This is a genomic window from Antarcticirhabdus aurantiaca, from assembly GCF_009765365.1.
GTDB lineage: Bacteria > Pseudomonadota > Alphaproteobacteria > Rhizobiales > Rhizobiaceae > Antarcticirhabdus > Antarcticirhabdus aurantiaca.
In genome coordinates this window covers 73,678-91,504 of the sequence record NZ_VTOM01000024.1, presented here as the reverse complement: position 1 = coordinate 91,504, position 17,827 = coordinate 73,678, and the positions used below count along the sequence as shown (strand labels likewise).

Annotated in this window: 11 protein-coding genes and 2 pseudogenes; 2 read left to right on the top strand and 11 right to left on the bottom strand. The window is 66.9% G+C overall.

Features of this window, described 5'->3' with window-relative positions; genetic code table 11:
* Positions 1–938 (top strand): annotated as a pseudogene (locus FZN60_RS23455) (IS3 family transposase); the annotation flags it as partial.
* Positions 939–4,246: 3,308 nt separating this feature from the next.
* Here the strand turns inward: FZN60_RS23455 and FZN60_RS29210 are convergent.
* The 11 genes and pseudogenes from FZN60_RS29210 to FZN60_RS23400 all read right to left on the bottom strand — a co-directional run.
* A pseudogene (locus FZN60_RS29210) lies at positions 4,247–4,612 on the bottom strand (ATP-binding protein); the annotation flags it as partial.
* A 54-nt stretch (positions 4,613–4,666) separates the two neighbouring features.
* Positions 4,667–4,852, bottom strand: a complete 186-nt coding sequence (locus tag FZN60_RS23445) for a hypothetical protein (protein WP_158875938.1) — start codon at positions 4,850–4,852, stop codon at positions 4,667–4,669.
* A 904-nt stretch (positions 4,853–5,756) separates the two neighbouring features.
* Positions 5,757–7,601 (bottom strand): TniQ family protein, encoded by a 1,845-nt coding sequence (locus tag FZN60_RS23440; protein ID WP_158875937.1) that lies wholly within the window; start codon positions 7,599–7,601, stop codon positions 5,757–5,759.
* Between the two features lie 2 nt (positions 7,602–7,603).
* Complete coding sequence (locus FZN60_RS23435) at positions 7,604–8,713, bottom strand: ATP-binding protein (protein ID WP_158875936.1); 1,110 nt, start codon at positions 8,711–8,713, stop codon at positions 7,604–7,606.
* A gap of 14 nt (positions 8,714–8,727) precedes the next feature.
* Positions 8,728–10,911, bottom strand: coding sequence for an integrase catalytic domain-containing protein (locus tag FZN60_RS23430; RefSeq protein ID WP_158875935.1), 2,184 nt, complete (start codon positions 10,909–10,911; stop codon positions 8,728–8,730).
* Positions 10,912–10,921: 10 nt separating this feature from the next.
* Entirely contained in the window at positions 10,922–11,773 is an 852-nt protein-coding gene (locus tag FZN60_RS23425) for a hypothetical protein (protein ID WP_158875934.1), read from the bottom strand.
* Positions 11,774–12,442: 669 nt separating this feature from the next.
* Positions 12,443–12,793, bottom strand: a complete 351-nt coding sequence (locus FZN60_RS23420) for a DUF6634 family protein (protein WP_158875933.1) — start codon at positions 12,791–12,793, stop codon at positions 12,443–12,445.
* A 105-nt stretch (positions 12,794–12,898) separates the two neighbouring features.
* Positions 12,899–14,824, bottom strand: coding sequence for an AAA family ATPase (locus tag FZN60_RS23415; RefSeq protein ID WP_158875932.1), 1,926 nt, complete (start codon positions 14,822–14,824; stop codon positions 12,899–12,901).
* The gene (locus FZN60_RS23410; protein WP_158875931.1) at positions 14,821–15,081 is read right to left on the bottom strand and encodes a hypothetical protein; all 261 of its coding nucleotides are present in this window, start codon (positions 15,079–15,081) and stop codon (positions 14,821–14,823) included. Before FZN60_RS23410 ends, FZN60_RS23415 begins: the two co-directional genes overlap by 4 nt.
* Positions 15,082–15,155: 74 nt before the next feature.
* The gene (locus tag FZN60_RS23405; RefSeq protein WP_158875930.1) at positions 15,156–15,452 is read right to left on the bottom strand and encodes a hypothetical protein; all 297 of its coding nucleotides are present in this window, start codon (positions 15,450–15,452) and stop codon (positions 15,156–15,158) included.
* 1,127 nt (positions 15,453–16,579) lie between these two features.
* Positions 16,580–17,008: a MerR family transcriptional regulator gene (locus tag FZN60_RS23400; protein WP_246727103.1), complete on the bottom strand. Its 429-nt coding sequence runs from the start codon at positions 17,006–17,008 to the stop codon at positions 16,580–16,582.
* Positions 17,009–17,207: 199 nt separating this feature from the next.
* Between FZN60_RS23400 and FZN60_RS23395 the strand changes: the two genes are divergently transcribed.
* Positions 17,208–17,759, top strand: a complete 552-nt coding sequence (locus FZN60_RS23395; protein WP_158875929.1) for a L,D-transpeptidase — start codon at positions 17,208–17,210, stop codon at positions 17,757–17,759.
* Positions 17,760–17,827: the final 68 nt, after the last annotated feature.

Sequence of the window (17,827 nt, the reverse complement as noted above, 5' to 3'; positions counted from 1 at the left end):
ATGCGTCGAGGACAGAAGACGAGCGCGGAGCAGGTCGTGCTGAAGCTGCGCCAGATCGAGGTGCAGACGGCCCAGGGCAAGAGTTTGTCGCTGGCGTGCAAGGAGGCGGAGATCTCCGAGCAGAGCTATTACCGCTGGCGTAAGGAGTACGGCGGCCTCCAGGTCGATCAGGCCAGGAAGATGAAAGATCTGGAGCGCGAGAACGCGCGGCTGCGGCGGCTCGTGGCCGACCTGTCCCTGGAGAAGCAGGTGCTGGCGGACGTCGCCTCGGGAAACTTGTAGCCCCCGAGCGACGCCGGCAGGCGGTCGACGGCATTCGGGACAAGTACGGTCTCTCGGAACGTCACGCCTGCCGGATCGTCGGTCAGCACCGCGGCACGCAACGCTACGTGCCGGCCGTGCTGGCCGACGAGGATGAACTGACCCGCGCCGTTATTGCTCTGGCGTCCGAGTACGGGCGCTATGGCTACCGCCGCGTCACCGCGCTGCTGCGAGCAGACGGTTGGCAGGTGGGCAAGGACCGGGTTCAGCGCATCTGGCGTCGCGAGGGGCTGAAGGTCCCAAGCCGACATAGACCCCGCAGCCGCCTCTGGCTCAACGATGGCTCGTGCGTGCGGCTGCGTCCGCTCCACCGCAACCACGTTTGGAGCTTCGACTTCGTGCAGGCACAGACCCACGACGGGCGAAGCCTGCGCATCCTGACGCGGATCGACGAGCACAGCCGGGCGTGCCTTGCGCTGAAGGTGGCGCGGCGCATCAACAGCCTCGGCGTCATCGAGGCGCTGGCCGACGCCATGTGCCTGCATGGCATCCAGGAGCACATCCGTTGTGACAATGGCCCTGAGATGATCTCGAAGGCACTGCGCAAGTGGGTCGCCAAGATCGGCCCGCAGATCCAGTACATCGCGCCGGGTTCGCCGTGGGAGAACGGGTATTGTGTCAAGCGGCGCCATGCCATTACCTCTTCGATATCAGCACGCTCAACAGGTTGGTGCGCCGATCGGCATGGAAGCCGCGCGCTGATGCACACCCCAAGACCGCCGATCGTCTCAAACTGACGAAGATGCGACAGGGATCCCGGCAGCTTGGAACCAACGCGCTTGAAGATGCTCTTCCCGTCGTCCAGCGTCACCGCAACGAATTTGCCCTCCCATCGGTCGAGGTCGGCCGCGGACAGTTCGGCGCCGCCGAGGACCGTCTGGCCTGGCAGCACCAGCGGCACGGCGCTGTCTTCCTTCACGCGGTAGGCGATCTGCACGCGGTGGAGCTCGGGCACGTCATCGACAGGAGCCGCCTCGTTGCGCGCGCCCTCCGGCGGCGGCATGTCGGTGAACATCGCTCCGACGATGCGGTGCAGGCGGACCTTGCTCTCATCGAACGTCATTGTCGCGCGGCTTCGGCGCGGATCCGGCATCTGCGCGGACAGGGACACGCCGGTGCCGCCGGGCGCCCTCACCATGCGCCGCGCCATCAACTGGCCCTTGGTCTTCGCAACGACCAGGTTCTGGTCCCGGCCCGGATACGGCTCGGCCTCCACGATCACCACCGATCCGGACGGGACGGCAAAACCGAGCGAGTCGCCGCGTACGTAGAATAGGGCCTTGCCCTGGAACCAACTCCCGTCGACCGTCTCGGTCGGGACGTCCTGCGACCCCTCTGGGCCGAAGGATCCGGAGAAGGCCGCGAGGTCGGGGCACACGGACACGGAGAAGGCCGGCCGAGGCATGGCGGGAAACGGGACAACAGATCCGGTGCCGCCCTCGGCCGCATCCAGGGGTTCGCGCCACCTATGCAGCCGGAATTGCTCGTGCACCTTCTCCACCTCGGTTCGCAGGCGGTGGAAGTCGCCGCGCACCGAAAGTACATCGGCGTAGCCGATCGACGCCTTATCGTGATGGGACTGGTTGAGGATACGGCGCGGAGCCGCGCCTTCAGCGAGGGCCGGATCCTCCGCGAACCGCCGTATGACGGGATGGGTGAACAGCTCGCCGTCTCCTGACGCAACGAACGTGCGCAAACGGTCCGCGAGCGTGATCAGCGTCGGAGCCCTTGTCGATCCCGCGTGGGCCGGATGGACCGCGTTGTCGAACAAGTCGCCGAGCCGCGCCTCGATGAACACCCGCAGGTCGGAAGCGTAGTCCTGTGCGTCGCGTGCGGAGTCTGGGTTGGCATCAAAGGCCTGCCGCTTCCGGTCGACCTCCTCGATTGCGGGCGACAGGGCGATGGTGAGCCTGTTGGCGTTCACTGGATGGACGGACAGGTGCTGAACGTCGTCCTCGCTCCGGCACTCGGCGACCAGCGAGCGGGCGAACTTGCGGTCGTGTGTCGTCAACAGGACCTGCGCGCCGTCAGCGGCCAGCGAGGACAGGCCACGTGCCAGGCGTTCCTTGTTGTCGTTGTCGAGGAGCTCCTGCGGGTCGTCGAGGCACAGCAGCCTCAAACCGCCGCGAGTCGCTAGAACGTGCTCGCGGAAAGCCATGAAGAAGCCGAGGATGGCGACACGTAGGGAGGACGCGTTTGAGACGTGCTGGGCGGGCGCGGTGACGCCGAGGCGCCCCGCCTGCAACGCCAGTATCCCGCGCGCGTCCATCCGCGTGTCCGCGAGGGAGGGCGAGAAGGTCGTCGGGTCCATGAAGAACATGCGGCGCCAGTGGTCGGCGCGCCGATGCAACCGCTCGCGCAGATGATCGACTTGCGCCTGCGCGAGCGTGCCAAGCGGCACGAGTTCCCCAAGCGCGGCCGCCGTTCGTTCACAGAGTTCGATCCTGTTCCGCTTCGCCTCGTGGTTCGCCTGGATCCTGGCCAGCCGGCCGACCAGGTCGATTGCAGAGCTGAGCGGGACGGCATCCCGCACCATTTCTTGCAGAGCCGTCAGTCGCCGGCCAATAGCTCTCGACGGCTCATCCGCACCCTCGGTTCCATCCCGAATGGCGATGCAGGCCGATCGCACCGCGGCCGTGTTGGTCCCGAGCCAGTCCACGAAGGCCAATGCGCGCACGATCGCGTCGACAGACTTCTGCAACGTCGTGGCGCGGCCCGCCACCGCCGCCGGTAGTAAGCGTCGCGTCGGCTCGGCAAACGGCGGAAGCGCTTCTAGGCATTCCTCCACGAGGACGGCGGTGTCCGTCCGCAGCGGGGAAAGGACACCTCGGAAGCCCTCGGTCGCGAACAGCTCGTCGATGAACCCCTTGTGCAGGAGTTCCGCGGGCGAGGCGGGGAGGGACTTTTTCGCCTCGGACGAAAGTACTTCCGGCAGCCTGTCCGCCAGCGCACCCCGCCAGTGGTCGACCCAGTCTGCCACGGCATGAGCAAGGAATTCCCGTTCCGCCTCCGCGAGATGTGACCCCACCGCGGCGCCGCTCTCGGGATCGGTGACGCCGTCTAGCGATCGGATGCAGACGGGGCACGTGTCGCCGGCGTGCCCGTGCTCGCGCATCCACGATGAGACGCGGGCATAGAGCTGCGCCCTGCGTGCGCGATCGGGGCTCGCCGTCATCTCGTCGATGGCCGCCGCTTGGCTCTCCAGTTCCGAAAGCAGAGCCAGCGTCTCCTCGCGTGCGGACTCTTCGACCTTCAGAGACGACAGGCGCTTGATGGAGGGAAGGTCCGCGAACCTGGCGACTTGGTCGGCTGCCGGGCCCACGTCCTTCTCGAGCCCGTCCCGGTTTGCCTTGCTCTCGGGATCGAATCCCTCTCCGAGGATGCCGCGGGCGTTCCCGAAGGCGGCCGCCTTTAGAGAGCCGAAGAACCCGGCGGCCGCGGTGAGGCGATCTCGAGCGTCAACGTCGGCCGGCTGCGAGAGGCCTCCCCACCGTCGCATCGTGGGCGACCCTTCGACGATCCTGTCGAGGTCGCCAGCAGCCTCGGCATGGTGCCGCGCAGTCTCACCTAGCTCCTTGGACAGCTCCCTGACCATCCTCCTGCCTGTGCGTTCGGCAGCCTTCTCAGCATGCCTGGAGAGATCAACGAGCGCGGCGAGGCCAGTAAGGCGGGCGACAGCCTCGCCCAGTTCCGACGCGCCGCCGACGGCGAGGTGCGGTATGAGGGCGGGCATCACCGTCGGGATGCGCCAGGCTACGGGGTCGAGGCCGATCGCCTCGAGATCGGGCTCCTCCTCCACAAGCTTTCCGCGGGAGTTGCGCTTCTGCGTCCTCCGCAAGGGCGCGAGAAGCTCGCCGTCCCCGTCCTCGAACGTCACTTCGACCCAGGTGTCGGCGGGCAGGGGTGCCCCCTCGGCGGGCAGCGTGTCCACGGCCCTCGGCATCGGGGTGACCGACGAACACAGGTGGGTCGTGGTCGTCCCGCCGCGATCGACCTCGCAGGGGTATTCGGCCGTCCCCGGCCCCGGTTGTCGCTGGGACCGGATCAAGTGCCCTGTCAGGCACCACATCACGGCGTTGGCGATTGATGTCTTGCCCGATCCGTTGACGCCCTCGAGTAGGGTGACCGGCTTGCCGGGCTCGAACACGAACTGCGTGTCGTCGCCGGCACACCCGTACGAGTGAAGCCCCGCGAACCGATGCGCGCGGACCCTGACGAGCTTGAGTACCTTTGCGTTACGGGCAGACCCAGCGACACGTTCGGCCCGGGCCAGCGGCGGCGGCGCACCCACGGCGTCCACGATCGCCTCCGCGTCCTCGCCCCGCAGGTTGCCAGACCACCTGTCTCAGTTGCGGCGGTACCAGTCGAGCGCCGAGCGCGGATCGTCGCCGAGCGACAGCGTCAGACCGTCCGCCAGCGCCAAGGCCCGCCCGCCAGTCAAATCGTCCAGCACCGCCTCGATAGTGAGAAGGTGGAGGCTGCCTGCCGGCTCCTGGACGTCGTTCATGCGGATCACCCTTTCAAGGTGCATCTTCGACCTCGGGTCGCCTTCGTGTTCAACGTGCCAAGCGTGGTCCGCACGCGATCCGCACGTTACCACCGCGGCAGGGCGGCCGATCGTCCGCGGACCCTGCTCGTGGTCACCTCAAGTATCGAACCTGTGGCAGGAGTCTCTGTGGATCGCGTTCAGATTGCATTCTCTGGAGCAATGCGATCTAGTCGGAGAAACTTGCGCGCTGCGAAGATTTGATGTCCGACGCCGAGCCTGCCTCGATCTGCCGCCGCGATGACCACCTTCGTTTTCGCGTCTGCGTCGTAAGCTTTCACTCCCGAGCAGAGAGTCGGCGGAATAGTCAGGATCCTGAAACTAACGATCGGGAACTTCCGCGGCATCACCACGCTCGCATGCTCTCGGCGGCCCGCACCCGCTCTACGAAGGGGTTCACCCTGACGACCCACGTCCTGGCTGCCGACAGCGAATGGCCGCTGGACTGAAGTTAACGAGCGGGCTCGCCTAATTCATGATTCGTTCCCTGAAGTATTCCTGCGCGACCTTAGTCGCGCAGGGCATTGAAGTTGTCGGTATACGTCGCCGTGCAGCAGCCTGATGTAGTCATCGAGTGCAGGTTGCGCGCGCCTCAGGCCATCCTATGGGCGTGCCAACATCACTTGTAGCTCCGAGCAGCACCGAAATCTGGTCCAAGTTTGAACGACGATTGGCTCATCTTTCATGCCGCTGGTATAAGGGGCACCTAGGTTTGCCTCAGTTCGACCTGTAAGTAGTTGATTTAACTTGCTGCGGGCTACCTCACGGCATCAAGATCGACCGAGATGGCACCTTATCAGTGCCTCAGTTTCTTGCCGGCGAGCAGCTCCAGGCAACAAAAAACCCCGCCTTTCGGCGGGGTCTCGGCATCTCCAAGATCCGACAGGAGTCAGCCAGGTGGCATCTCGATCGATGCGACCGCGTCCCTCCGAAAGACCGTCGCGGGCACTTCCGAGAATCTCGGATCGGGCTCGACCCCGTTCGCAGACAAGTGCTTGTTCAGCCGACGGAAGTGGACTCCGCATTCGCGAGCAAGCGTCATGAGGGTCACGTAGGTCGCGTCGAATTTCTCGAGGTCGGCGGGCAGCACGATCCTCTGCGGACAGCGGTTCACCGGATTGACGCCGACCGACGAGGGCAGGTGACCTTGATCGACCAGCGCTTTCACCAGTCCGTCGGACCAGCATTGCCGCTTCTGCACCTCGACCAGTGAAAGACCGCCGTGATCTTCGCGACGCACGAGAGGTAGCACTTCCGCGACGTCAACGAGGACCGACAGGTACCCGCGAGAGTCGGGATCCACGCCGACCCGCGTCAGTCGACCGTCGATCAGCAGGGCGACGATCTCCATCGCTCCGCAGTTCGTCATCTTGGCCGCACGCTGGATCGAATGTCCTTCGACACGCCTCGGATCGGCGGCGGCCAGCAATTTCACAAGAAACGCGTCCAAGCTCGTCTTCGAGATCGCATGATCCTTGAAGACGTCGGTGCCGCCCTGTACGGCAGGACGAATATGGCCTGCTTTCAGGAGAAGTTGCTCGTGAGGCCGGGGGACGTTGAGATACCAGGCCGCATCCGCAAGCGACATCGTATCCGAAAGCATTCTCATGAATTCGTTGGCGCGATCGGCCTCGACGAGCACCCGATCGTCGGACTTTATCATGTCCGGCGCCGATATCAGGCCGGCGGTAGCGAGGAGCTTGCGCAGCCGCTTGGGATGGACGCCGTGATCCTGCGCGAGCGAATGCACGGAATGTACACGGCGGGACGCCACCTCCTCGCCGAAGACACTGAACCCAGCTCCGATCGGCATCGTCTCCGACACGTGACGCCGCACGATCTCGCGCACCGGATCGTAGGCCCGATCCTCGTTCTCGTAGGCGAGCCATTCGTAGAAGCGGCCGAAGAGGTCCTGCAGGCCCCAAGCCGTCCTGCGCGCTCCGAACCGCTCCTGCAGACGTTCGAGGGCGGTCCGGACGCCATGCTCGCCTTCGGCGACGAAGGAGAAGCCGACGGCGGCCGCCTCGTGACGACGGTCGTCGTCGAGATCCCCGAGGCGAACGTCGTCTCCGAAGCAGACGACCGCGCCAAAATTCTCGCAGAGCCTCGGGACGGCGTAGAACGGCAGGGTGTCGGCAAACGCCGAACCCTCGGCTCCCACCTGCAGCCTACGGCTCAGGTAGACCTCGAGGTCGGACGGCGGGCGCCGGAGCGCTTGCCCGGCGAGCGTCTGCAGATCGCCGAGACGTGGCACCACGAGCGCCGCGAAGTCGTGCATGACATGCGGGCTACCCGCATCCGCGATCCGCACCAGAGCGGCGCCATGACGGTCGCACGTGCGGATGCCGGGCACCTGCCATACGGCGCGACCAAAAGGACGCGCCTCAAGGTCGATGGCCTCGTTTCCGAGATCGTCATCGAGGCAGGCCGGACAGACCATGACGTGCGAGCGCGTCATGGCGCGACGACCGAGGTCCTGGCCGCGCATCGACGCCGAACCGGCTGCGTCGACGCGCGTCGACCAGGAGACCAGGCGATCCGGATCGCAGCCCCCGAGATGGACCAGATGGTCCAAGCTTTCCGGCCGGCCGGCGACGACGCCGTGGAAGTCGAGGCGGACGTCGAGGGCGAAGTGGCGCACGAGGTCGCGGCCATTGGCTCTGGCGAGGCGCGAGGCGTAGCTCGGCGGACTCTCGCCGTCGAAGAGCGGTGCGGTGATAGCGAGCTTCGCCATCGTCAAATCTCCCTCTCCCTGTTGCGACCGCGGCGACCGTCGTGCTTGGCGTGACGCTCCGCGATGGCTTTCATGACGCGCACGCGGGCGAGTTCCTCCTCCTGAAGCAGCGCATTCATCGGCTCGATCTCGCGCCACGCCCGGGCGGTGACGATGTTTTGGTCGGGACGGCAGCCGGAAAAGGCCGCGTAGGACGTCGCAAAGTGCCTTCGTCCCACCACATTCGCATCCACGTCCTCGACGAGGACCCGTTCGATAGCGCCCCTGACGATCTGCGTGACCGCCCCGAGCTGGCTGTCGGCGCACCGGCAAAGCCTGCCCAGGAAGTCGTCGTCGAGCGGGAACTCGAAGCTCATGCCGGCGTGATCTTCGACGATGGTCTTCGTCATCCACCTGAGCAGTTCGAGGTCACGCGGCATCGCGAGATTCTCCAGGTGGATCGTGTGGCTACGACGCCTGAGCTGCCCGTGCATCGCGAGGAAGTCCGCCAGCTCGGGCAGCCCCGTCAGGATGACGCTGACCGGCCACTCGTCGTCGTCGACCAGCATCTTCAGCGCGTCCGACACCCTCTCCATCGCGGCACGATCGGTCATGACGACGAGGTGCTGGGCCTCGTCGATGTGCATGAACCGGACCCGCCGCGCCTTGAGCTGGCGCCTCAGCATCTTCCAGGCCGGTCCTTCTTTGAGCGGCCGGTCGCAAGGGTACCCGAGTTTCTCCAGGGCTTCTTCCGCCAGGAGCTTGAGCGAACAGGGGGACGGAGCCTTGAGGCGGATGATCGGTGCCGTGACGGTCATACCGGTCTCCCGCGGCTGCAGCTCCGGCCGGCGGCGGATCGCCGTGTCGATGCTCGTGCTCTTTCCGGCACCGGTCGCACCGATGAGGCAGAGGCAGTTCCGCTCCGTCCGGCGGCCGTCGGCCGACACGGCGGCCGCCTCGACCAGGAGCTGCAGCTCGGCGTCGATCATCCGGTCGCGGCCGGTCTTCAGATAGCGCCCGTTGATCCGCGCCATCCGCTCGGCGCGCCGGATCGACGCCTCATCCATGAACGCCGCAAGATCGGCGTCGGTCTGCACGTCTCCCGGGAAGACGTCGCTCGCGTGTTCTTCCATATCGATCACCGTGCTCAGTTGGAGGACCAGTCTTCGGGCGACCCGAAGCTCGCGTCGTCGAAGACGCTCTCGTCGAGGCCGTCCGCGGGTTCGTCGTTGGTGGCGATCCGCTCCGGCGTCAGGTCGAGGATCGGCCCCGCCTCGACGAGCGGGGAGGGGAGCACGAGGTCGTCGCCGAATTCGCCGTCATCGGCGAAGGTCAGGCTGCGAAACACGTCCGCCTCGAGCTTCTCGAAGTACTTCGCCGTCAAGACCGGCGAGCGGATCTCCGCCCTCCGCACCGCTTCCTGGGCGACGTCGCTCAGGTGCGTCACCGCCGCCAGGACGGTGCCGCGGCTCAGCGCCGCCGAGTCGGCGTGACGCTGCCGAAGATCGCGAACGGCTTCGGCCCACTGCCAGATGCTGACACCTTCGAGGCCGCGGAAGCGGGCCGGAACGGTGATCCAGCCAGTCTTAGTCTTCACCGAAACGGCCCACAGGTCCAACGGATCGACACGCACTTCCGCGGGGCGCTGGCGGATCTCGCGGCGGTATCTCTGCAGTGCTTCGCTCTGGTAGCGGATCCCGGAGAAGCTGACGCCATGAACGCCGATGCGACGCTCGCAGGCGACGCCCATCACGTGCCTCAACACGTCGCGATGAGGCGGCGGCGGAAGACCCCGCTCGCGGCTCAGGCGACGCATGCAGTTCCACGGCGTCTCGCCCGTCAGCCCCTCATGTGGATGATTGTGATAGAGGTCGAGCACGCCCTTGAGGAAAACCGCGTTCAGTTCGTCGATATCCAGGCACGCGTTGCCTTCGGCGTCGTAATCACCGCGATCGACCACGTTCGCGAAGGTCTGACCCGGAAAATGCGACAGGATGCGCGTTCGCAGCGTGAGGAAGATCCTCTCGATGCGTCCGCGCATCTCCGCCAGACCAGCAGGCGGGTAGACCGCGGCGATACCCAGCGTCGAAAGGCGTTCGAGCACCGCGTCCGACGTCAGGTTCGTGCCGTTGTCCATCGCGACGGAGCGAGGCTTGGCGTGGATGTATGTCGGGCTCGTGCCCAGGTGCCGGGACAGGCGCGACTTGTCGACCATCGCCGTCTCGATCGTCGCGAGCGCGCTCTCGACGCAGGGAGCCGTGTCCAGGAGCCGCATCGCGACGATCATCCGCGTCCGTGCGTCGATCGCGGCCGACAGCCACACCCGAGACCGCTCGACCATCGCCTTCTGTTCCTTGGAAAGCTTTTCCCAAAGGCCGGCGTCGACGAGGATCTTCATGAGGCTGACGCGCCACTCGTCCAGCTCGATACGCTCGAAAGGACTCTCGACGTCGAGGCCGGTCGTGTGCATGCCCCATTTGCGCAGAGCCGCCTCTCGCCCTTCGCGCCCGGCGCAGACGAAAAACGGGTCGAGCGCGTCGATCATGCGCTCGAACGCCTTCCTCTTGAGCCTGCGCATCGGCGGCCGACCGGCCGCCGCACGAGCGGCGTCCTCGTCGTCGATCGCGCCTTGCAGCAGCAGGAACAAAGCAGCTTTGGTGGGGCGGGTGTTCGACGCGTACCGGACAGCATAGTCGTGGTGCATCGCGTACGTGTCGGCGTCGAGCGTCAGGCGCGAACCGGGGCCGAAGTACTGGTCGATCAGCGAGTCGCGCTCGTAGCCCGACCGTTCGTACCGCTTCAGCCAACGACGGAGCTGCGTGGGCGTCGGATCGCGCATTTCGGCCGTAAGCGCCTTGCCGCCGCGGGCCTTCCTCCACTCGGCACTCTTGCGCCTGTCGCGCATCATGTCGGCGGCGATGTCGGCGATGGCGAGTTCGATTTTCGCATCCGACCTGCGAACGCGCCGGTCTTGCGACTCCGCGGCGATGAAGCGCCTGCACCAGTCTTCCTTGAAGCGCACCTTCCGAGCTTGCGCTTCGGTGAGTTCCGCGAAGGTCCTGCGGCCATAGGTCAGCCGCAGCTCCGCCTTGGCCCGCGTGAAGAAGCCCTCATCGATCTTGATCCGTGCGTCGGCGATCAAGCTCGCCATCTGGCCGTGCGTGAAAATCTCGGTGACGGCGAGGTCGTCGACGCGGGCGAGGGAATGGCCGTCGGGGAGACGCCGATTGTACGAGTACTCGACCCCGTCGATCACGACGCGGCTCTCGCCGGGAATGTCATACACCGGCATGAAGCCGTGTGCCCGATCGTCGGTCTTGATGATGCTCATGATCTGATCCTCAGTGCGCGGTGGATGGACGGGAGGCGGGGCGCAGGAGCGTCGTGGCGCCGAGGCGCTCCCGGTGGACGAGTTCGAGAAGGCCGTCGTCGATCAGGCAGATCAGCGCGACCCGGCCGCGTGGGCCGAGGCCCATCGCCTCGACGAGGGCGCCGAGCATGACGGCGCCGCGCAGGCGCGAGACGAGCACGGCCGCCGCGGCGACGTCCGCGTCGTTGCGGGCGGCACGCGCTTCGAGGATCTCGACGGCGTTGCGCGTGCGGGCTTTCGTGACGAACCGTTCCGTCACGATCAGAGCTTCGTCCGCGAAGCCGGTCAGGCTCTGCCGGCGAATGCACTCGACGGCTGTCGTCAGCTTCTCGTCGACGTCGACCGACGGGCGTACGGCGAACGCGAGGCGAAGGCCGTCCGGCTCTTCCACGAGGAAGTCGAAGGTGTGCGTGGCGGACCGGCCGTCCGGCAGGACGTAGCTGCGGGCCGGCGGTTGGTCGTGAATCCGCCGACGGCGGTCTTCGGCGCGCTGGATGAGCCAAAAACCGTATTCGATCATCGACTCCGCGACGACGGCGCGCTGCTCTTCCGCGTCGACGTCCCGGATGCGGAAGCTCCGCTTGGTGCGCCGGGCGATCTGGCGCGAGGCCGTCGACGGGCCGGCGCCGACCCAGACGACCTCCTCCCGGTCCTGGCCGGTCGGAACGCCGCCCTCGAAGAGGCTGCCGTCCTGCCGCACGAAGCGGCCGGGGTACGGACGGTCCGGCGCGAGGTAGACCGGCGTTTCGGGAAGGGGATGAGCGTACGAGCTGACGCCCGCGAGCCGCTCCTGCATGTATTGGATGACGTGCTTCTCGTTCATCGACAACAAGTCTCCGGTCCTGCGGTCGCAAGGCGACGCAGGTTCGAGTGTGGTGGGCTGGTGATCGGCATGGCTCCGCCGGTGCCCTCGACGGCGAGAGCAAGACGACTTCCATGTCGGTGGGAGGCGGCGACGTCGGTCGTCGGCCGCGGCGGTCAGGTCAGGTGGACAAACGCATCATGGGAACTCCTCTGCGCAGTCACGCCGAATCGCTTGACCGCGGTGAAGCGATCGGCGATCGTCGCGCTACTCGGCTTTCGGGCGTCGTGCCCGAACTCACGGTGCGGGTTTTCGGGCGGCGTGCCCGAACTCGTGGTTCAAGCGATCCTGACCTTACGGTCTGGTCGCCAGTTCTCTGCTCTGCTCGAGCGAACTTGAATCGGCGCGTTCGACCTGGCCGTCGGACGCGCTTTTTCGTTTCTGGACCTTCGTCGGCGAATCACTCCTTGAAGAATCGTCTGAGCGACGACTCGCCGATTCGCCGTGCCCGATCCAGACGTCCAAGCGCAAATTTCCCTTTTGACTCCGGGCGGAAAATGGAGTCCGAACAAGGTGTTGCCGCAAGCCGTTGACTCAACTCGTTAAAAAAACGTGACCGATTCGTTCTGCCCGTATGGGGCGTCAATCGGATCGTCGATTTTTTGCGCGAGAGTTCTCGTCGGCCCGGTTTCAGGCATGCGATCCGAAGCCATGGACGACGTGCCGCGCCGGCCCGAGCCGCCAGAGCCGGTTGCTCGACCGCATCCAAGCATGAGCGCGGTCGATGGCGTGGACTGGCGACGTCGTGCCGGGACCGGGGCCGACGTGCGGGTGGCCGGTGACGATGCCGACCAAGCGCAACACGCCAGTGCCGGGCACGGCCGCCCAGTCCGACAGGAGTGGCGCCCCCGCGAGTTCGTCCGCCGTCGGGCCGCCCTCGACCTGGAAGCGGAGCAGGTCGCGCGTGAGAGCCTCGAGATTGTGGAGGGCCACGTGCTCGAAGCCGTGCCTCACGCCAGGCATATAGAAGCAGATCGTCATGGGTCTCCTCTTGGGTGAAGTCGAGCGGCGAGCGTCGCCGCCGAGATTGGAACAGGGGCTGCGGTGAGGACGCGGGGCGTCGTCGACCACCCCGCGCCGCGTTCCTCATGCCGGGCGGGCGGGGACGCCCTCGTTCTGCGTCGCGACGTGGAGGGCGGCGTAGGCGCGGAGGTCCGCCTCGTTCAGGGTGCGGCGCTCGAGCAGCATGGACGCGAGCGTCTCGACGGCGTCCTGCCGCCGGATCATCAAGGCGGTCGCGGCAGCGTAGGCGGTCTGGAGGATCGCCTCGACCTGCCGCCGCTCCGGCGTCGGATCGTAGACGAGGCTCTCCATGCCGAGGAGTCCGGCCATGATCGTCGCCGTTCTCGTGGCGACGGCGAGGTCCGAGTCCGTCGATCCGCCGCTTCCCGCCGACACGCGACCGAGGACCACCTCCTCCGCGGCGCGACCGGCCAGGGTGCGGACGACGTCCGCCTCGAAGGTCTCTCGCGTCTGCACGATCGTCGTCCGCGGCGGATAGAGGACGATTCCCTGCATCCCGGGCGACATCTGGATGCTGACCGACACGGGGACGACACCCTGCGAGAGCGCGGCGACGACGTGACCCGCTTCGTGGACCGCGATCGTCCGCCGATCCACTTCCGACCGCGTGTCCGCCGGCATGCCGGCGGCCTCGACGTCGGCCGCCGACACCTCGCGTGACTCCAGACGCGAGAGGCGTCTCGCGTTGCGGGCGATGGCCTCGGCGTCGGCACCCGTGACGCGGCCGGCCAAGGCGGACGAGACCGCCATCAGCTCGGCCGGCGCCACCGTCCCGTCGAGCTTGGCCGACAGGATCTGGGCGAGAGCCGCGGCGTCGGGCAGCCCGATATCGATCCGCCGATTCAGGCGGCCGGGTCTCGTCAGGGCCGGGTCAAGGCGGCCTGGGTGATTACACGCCGCGACGACGACAACGCCCCGCCGACCCTCCTGGCCGTCGAGGTGCTCGAGCAGGCTGTTGACGATGGGCCAGTACCAACTGCCATTACGGTCGTCGCCACCCCTGGCAGGCAGCGCGTCCAGTTCGTCGATGAACAGGATGCAAGGTCTCTTCACGGCGGCTTTGGCGAAAGCCGTCTGCAGGCCCTTCAAGACTTCTCCGAGGTGACCGTCTCCCGTGCGCTGCCACTCGCTGTACGAAGTCGGCACGAGGGGCACGCCGACCGCGGCCGCGAGCCGGCGGGCGAACGTCGTCTTGCCGGTGCCGGGCGGACCCGATAGGAGCACGGCCGAGTCGACGTCGCGCCACGCCAGCTTCCCGTCACGCCATGCCGGCAGCTCCTCGGCCAGGCGCCGCGCCCAGGCTCCGGCTTCACCGTAGCCGTGGAGATCCTCGACGGTCACGACCTCGGAAGCCTCGTCCTCGTCGCCCATCGAGGACAGCACGTCCAACGCTTCCGCCGCCGATGCCGCCCTGGCGCACGCGACGTCCAGCGCGGGCAAGGTCAAGCCGAAGGGCCACACGAAGCCGGGGGGCACGGCCGCGTCGTCGCCGAAGCGGCGCCGAAGAGCCGCCTCGACGTCGGGCCCGTCGAGGCGCGTCAGGTCGACGGTCCAGTCGACCATCCGCGCCGACGGCCCGACGAGCCGGTCGGTGCGCACGGTTACGAGGAGATCGAAGGAGCCGAAGCCCGTCGCCAGCGTCGCTGGCGCCATCCTGCCCGTCGACGCCTTGCCGAAACCTTCCAAAACGTCGAAGTCGATTTCGGCGCCGGTCTCCAGGGAACGGGCCTTCAGGGTCCGTGCCACGGTCATCTCGACCAGCCGTGTGTCGGCCTCCTGCACGACGACCTGGAGCAGGGCCTTGCGACCGCTCGGCAGGTCTCCGACGGTAGCCAGGATGCGGTGCCTGGCGGCGAAGCCCGCCGGTGTGAGGGCGCCGACCAGCTCGGCGGCACGTTGCGCGTTGGTCATCTCCGCCGGCAGCTCAGCCTCGTGCGACGGCGGCGGTTCGGAATAGGCGAGGACCTGCAGGGCGCCGAAGTCGCTCATCGCGTCGCCTCCCTGGAGCTGCGGTGGCGCTCGGCCCACGCCGCGGCGACACGCGAGGCCGGGTCGCCTTCGGCCGCTTTGGCGGAAAGGGCGAGGCACAATGCGTCGAAGAGGGCGCCGTCATGGTCCCCGCGACGCACGGCACGGATGGCGGCGCCGATCGTGACGGCAGGGTCCATGGCGAGGACCGTCGCAGGAGACGTCGCACGATGGGGCGGTGCCGGACGCTGCGCGTCCGACTTGGAGGGAATGGTCATGGGAACTGGCTCCGTCGGCGCGTGGCGCCCTGGATGAGGAGGGTCCTGATCGATTTCGCTCGAGCGACGGTCGATCAGACGCGGCGGATCACAACCTCGCGGTCGATCCAAGGAGCCTCGATGTAATCGGCCGCCAGGAGGCCGCGATTCATGCCCACGACGATCTGGAGGTAGGGCGCGGAATGGTGGCGCGAGACGATGGCGACCGCCTGGTCCAAATCCAGGACGTCGCCGCTCTCCGGCAAGGCGTCGAGGAGGGCCTGCAAGCCCGCCGAGGTGCAGTGGGGCGGCTCGGGGTTAACCACGTCGCCGAAAACATAGTTCTGGCGGTTGCCGGCGCCGACGGGCGCTGCATAAATCAAGTCGGACATGATGGTGCTCCAGAGGTGTCGTCGGTCTTCGGTCCGGCGAGCAGTTGCAACCTGCTCGCCGGCCATTCGTCGGAAGTCGGGAATCTCGGTTGCGGCGCCCTGAACGGACGGCTCGCCGATGGGGAAGCTGCAAGGCAGCGTTCCTGCACGCCGTCATCGACGGCGGCTCGTGACCCACGTCTGGATGGATCCCGACGTGGTGACGGTCGGGCCTGACGTGGACGTGGACGTTCAACCTGCTCCGGACCGGACCGGACCGCGCTCCATGAAGAGGCGTCCCGACGGCTGGGCGGACTGGGCTACGTCGCCGAACGGACGTAAGCGTCGCTCGACGAGATCAACATAAACGCGAATCCTCCATTGACTAGAGCCATTCGGATTCGTCGAGCGATCGTCGTTAATGTCGAAGTTGTGGACGTCCAGGGATTCGATTCGAGCTTGATCTGCAGAATCGGTGGGTCTCGAATCCGCACCTCGGGGTTGCGGTGTCGATCGCGTCGACCACCTCATAGGTGAACCTGAGCCCCTTCACCAGGATACCTTCCACCGGCCCCCAAGGTTCGCTCGCCACGTTCAGGACGATCTGGACGATCTCGACGTTCCTCGGCACGGGAGAGCCGTCCTTCTTGGCACGGTCCTCGAGTGCGCGTCTGACGCGGGCGTCGTACTCCAGCATCCAGGTCGCCATCGCGGGATGCGGGCCGGACCGGCTCTCGACGTGGAAGAGGCGGCTGTCGGCGGCTTCTCCGAGGAAAGTCGGCCCGCCATTCCCTCGCGGCGTTCATCTCGGTCGGCAGGGTACGTGTCGACGGCACGGCGAGTTGCTTCAGCACACCTCTGCCGCCCTCCTGCAGGACCGACTTGATCGTGATGTCTTACCGGCCCATCGCCCGTGCATCGCCTCGGAGACCAGGATGCTGCCGACGACCCTGGCAAGGCACGACGCAGGAGAGGGAACGGCGTCTCCGCCCAGGCCCCGGACACGCACGGGCACGGGTCCGACGCAGGTCCATCCGCCGACGGTATCCGTCGGCGGATGGACCTGCCGGCCGAACAGGCCCGACGATGGACGACGTGCCGGCCCGACCGAGTAGGATGGCCGAAGAGCCTCGGCCGGCAGGCGGTCGTCAGCCGTGATCGCCCAGGCACTGTCCGTGATCGCCGAGCACCTCGATCACCCGGCAGTCGGCGACGGACCCGTGCTCGCATTCCGTCATCCTGGCGACTTCCGTCCGAAGGGCGGAAAGGCGGGCGATCTTGTGGTCGATGTCGGCGAGGTGGGTGCGTGCGATGCGGTCGGCGTCGGCACAGGGTCGATCCGGCTCGCCGGCAAGGGCCAGCAGTTCGCGGATCGGCTCGATCTCGAACCCCAGCTCGCGGGCGTGTCGGATGAACCGCAGGCGGCGCATGTCCCCGTCGTCGTAGAGGCGGCGGTTCGTGTCGGTGCGGGGAGGAGCGGGCAGGAGGCCGATCTGCTCGTAGTATCGTATCGTCGGCACCTTGATGCCCGTGGCCTTCGACGCCACGCCGATCGGAACGCCGCCCTGGCCCATCATCCACCTCCTCGAACTGGTGTCCGCATCGTCATCGGCCACCGAAGTCGCTCCGGTCAAGGCGCGGCGCGGCGGAGGTCGAGCCGACGTCACCCGAAACCGGCCAACCATTGCCGGATTGCCAGGACCGTCGCCTGGATAGCACAACATCCGGGAAGGGACTCGGGCCCGGCTCCTCATGTGAGCCGAGAAGAGGATGATCATGATCGACCGGCGCCGGTTCCTCGTCGGGATGGCCGCCGCGGGCATGCTCGCGAGCGATGCGCAAGCCCATCCCAAGTTCCGGCTCGCTCGCCGCTTTCGACCGCAGAGCGTCCGCTTCGAGGGCTACCTTCCTGGTACGATCGTGGTCGATCCTGCCGAACGCTTCCTCTACCTGGTCACGGAGGAAGGCACGGCCCGGCGCTATGGGGTCGGTGTCGGCAAGGCAGGACTGGCGTTCCGCGGATCCGCCGTCGTCGGTCGCAAGGCCAAGTGGCCGCGCTGGATGCCGACCGCGAACATGATCGAGAGGAACCCCGGGAAGTACGGCCGCTACGTGGACGGGATGGAGGGAGGGCCGCGCAACCCGCTCGGCGCGAGGGCGCTCTACCTCTACCGGAACGACCGGGACACGCTCTACCGGATCCACGGCACCAACGAGCCGTCGACGATCGGCAGGGCCGTCTCCAACGGCTGCATCCGGATGATCAACGATCACGTCGTCGACCTCTACGACCGCGTCGACGTCGGCACGCGCGTCGTCGTGCTCTGATCGGTCACCAAGGATTTCCGGTGTGGCGCCTCTTGATCCTCCAGCCGCTCGAGGATGTAGGGACGTCT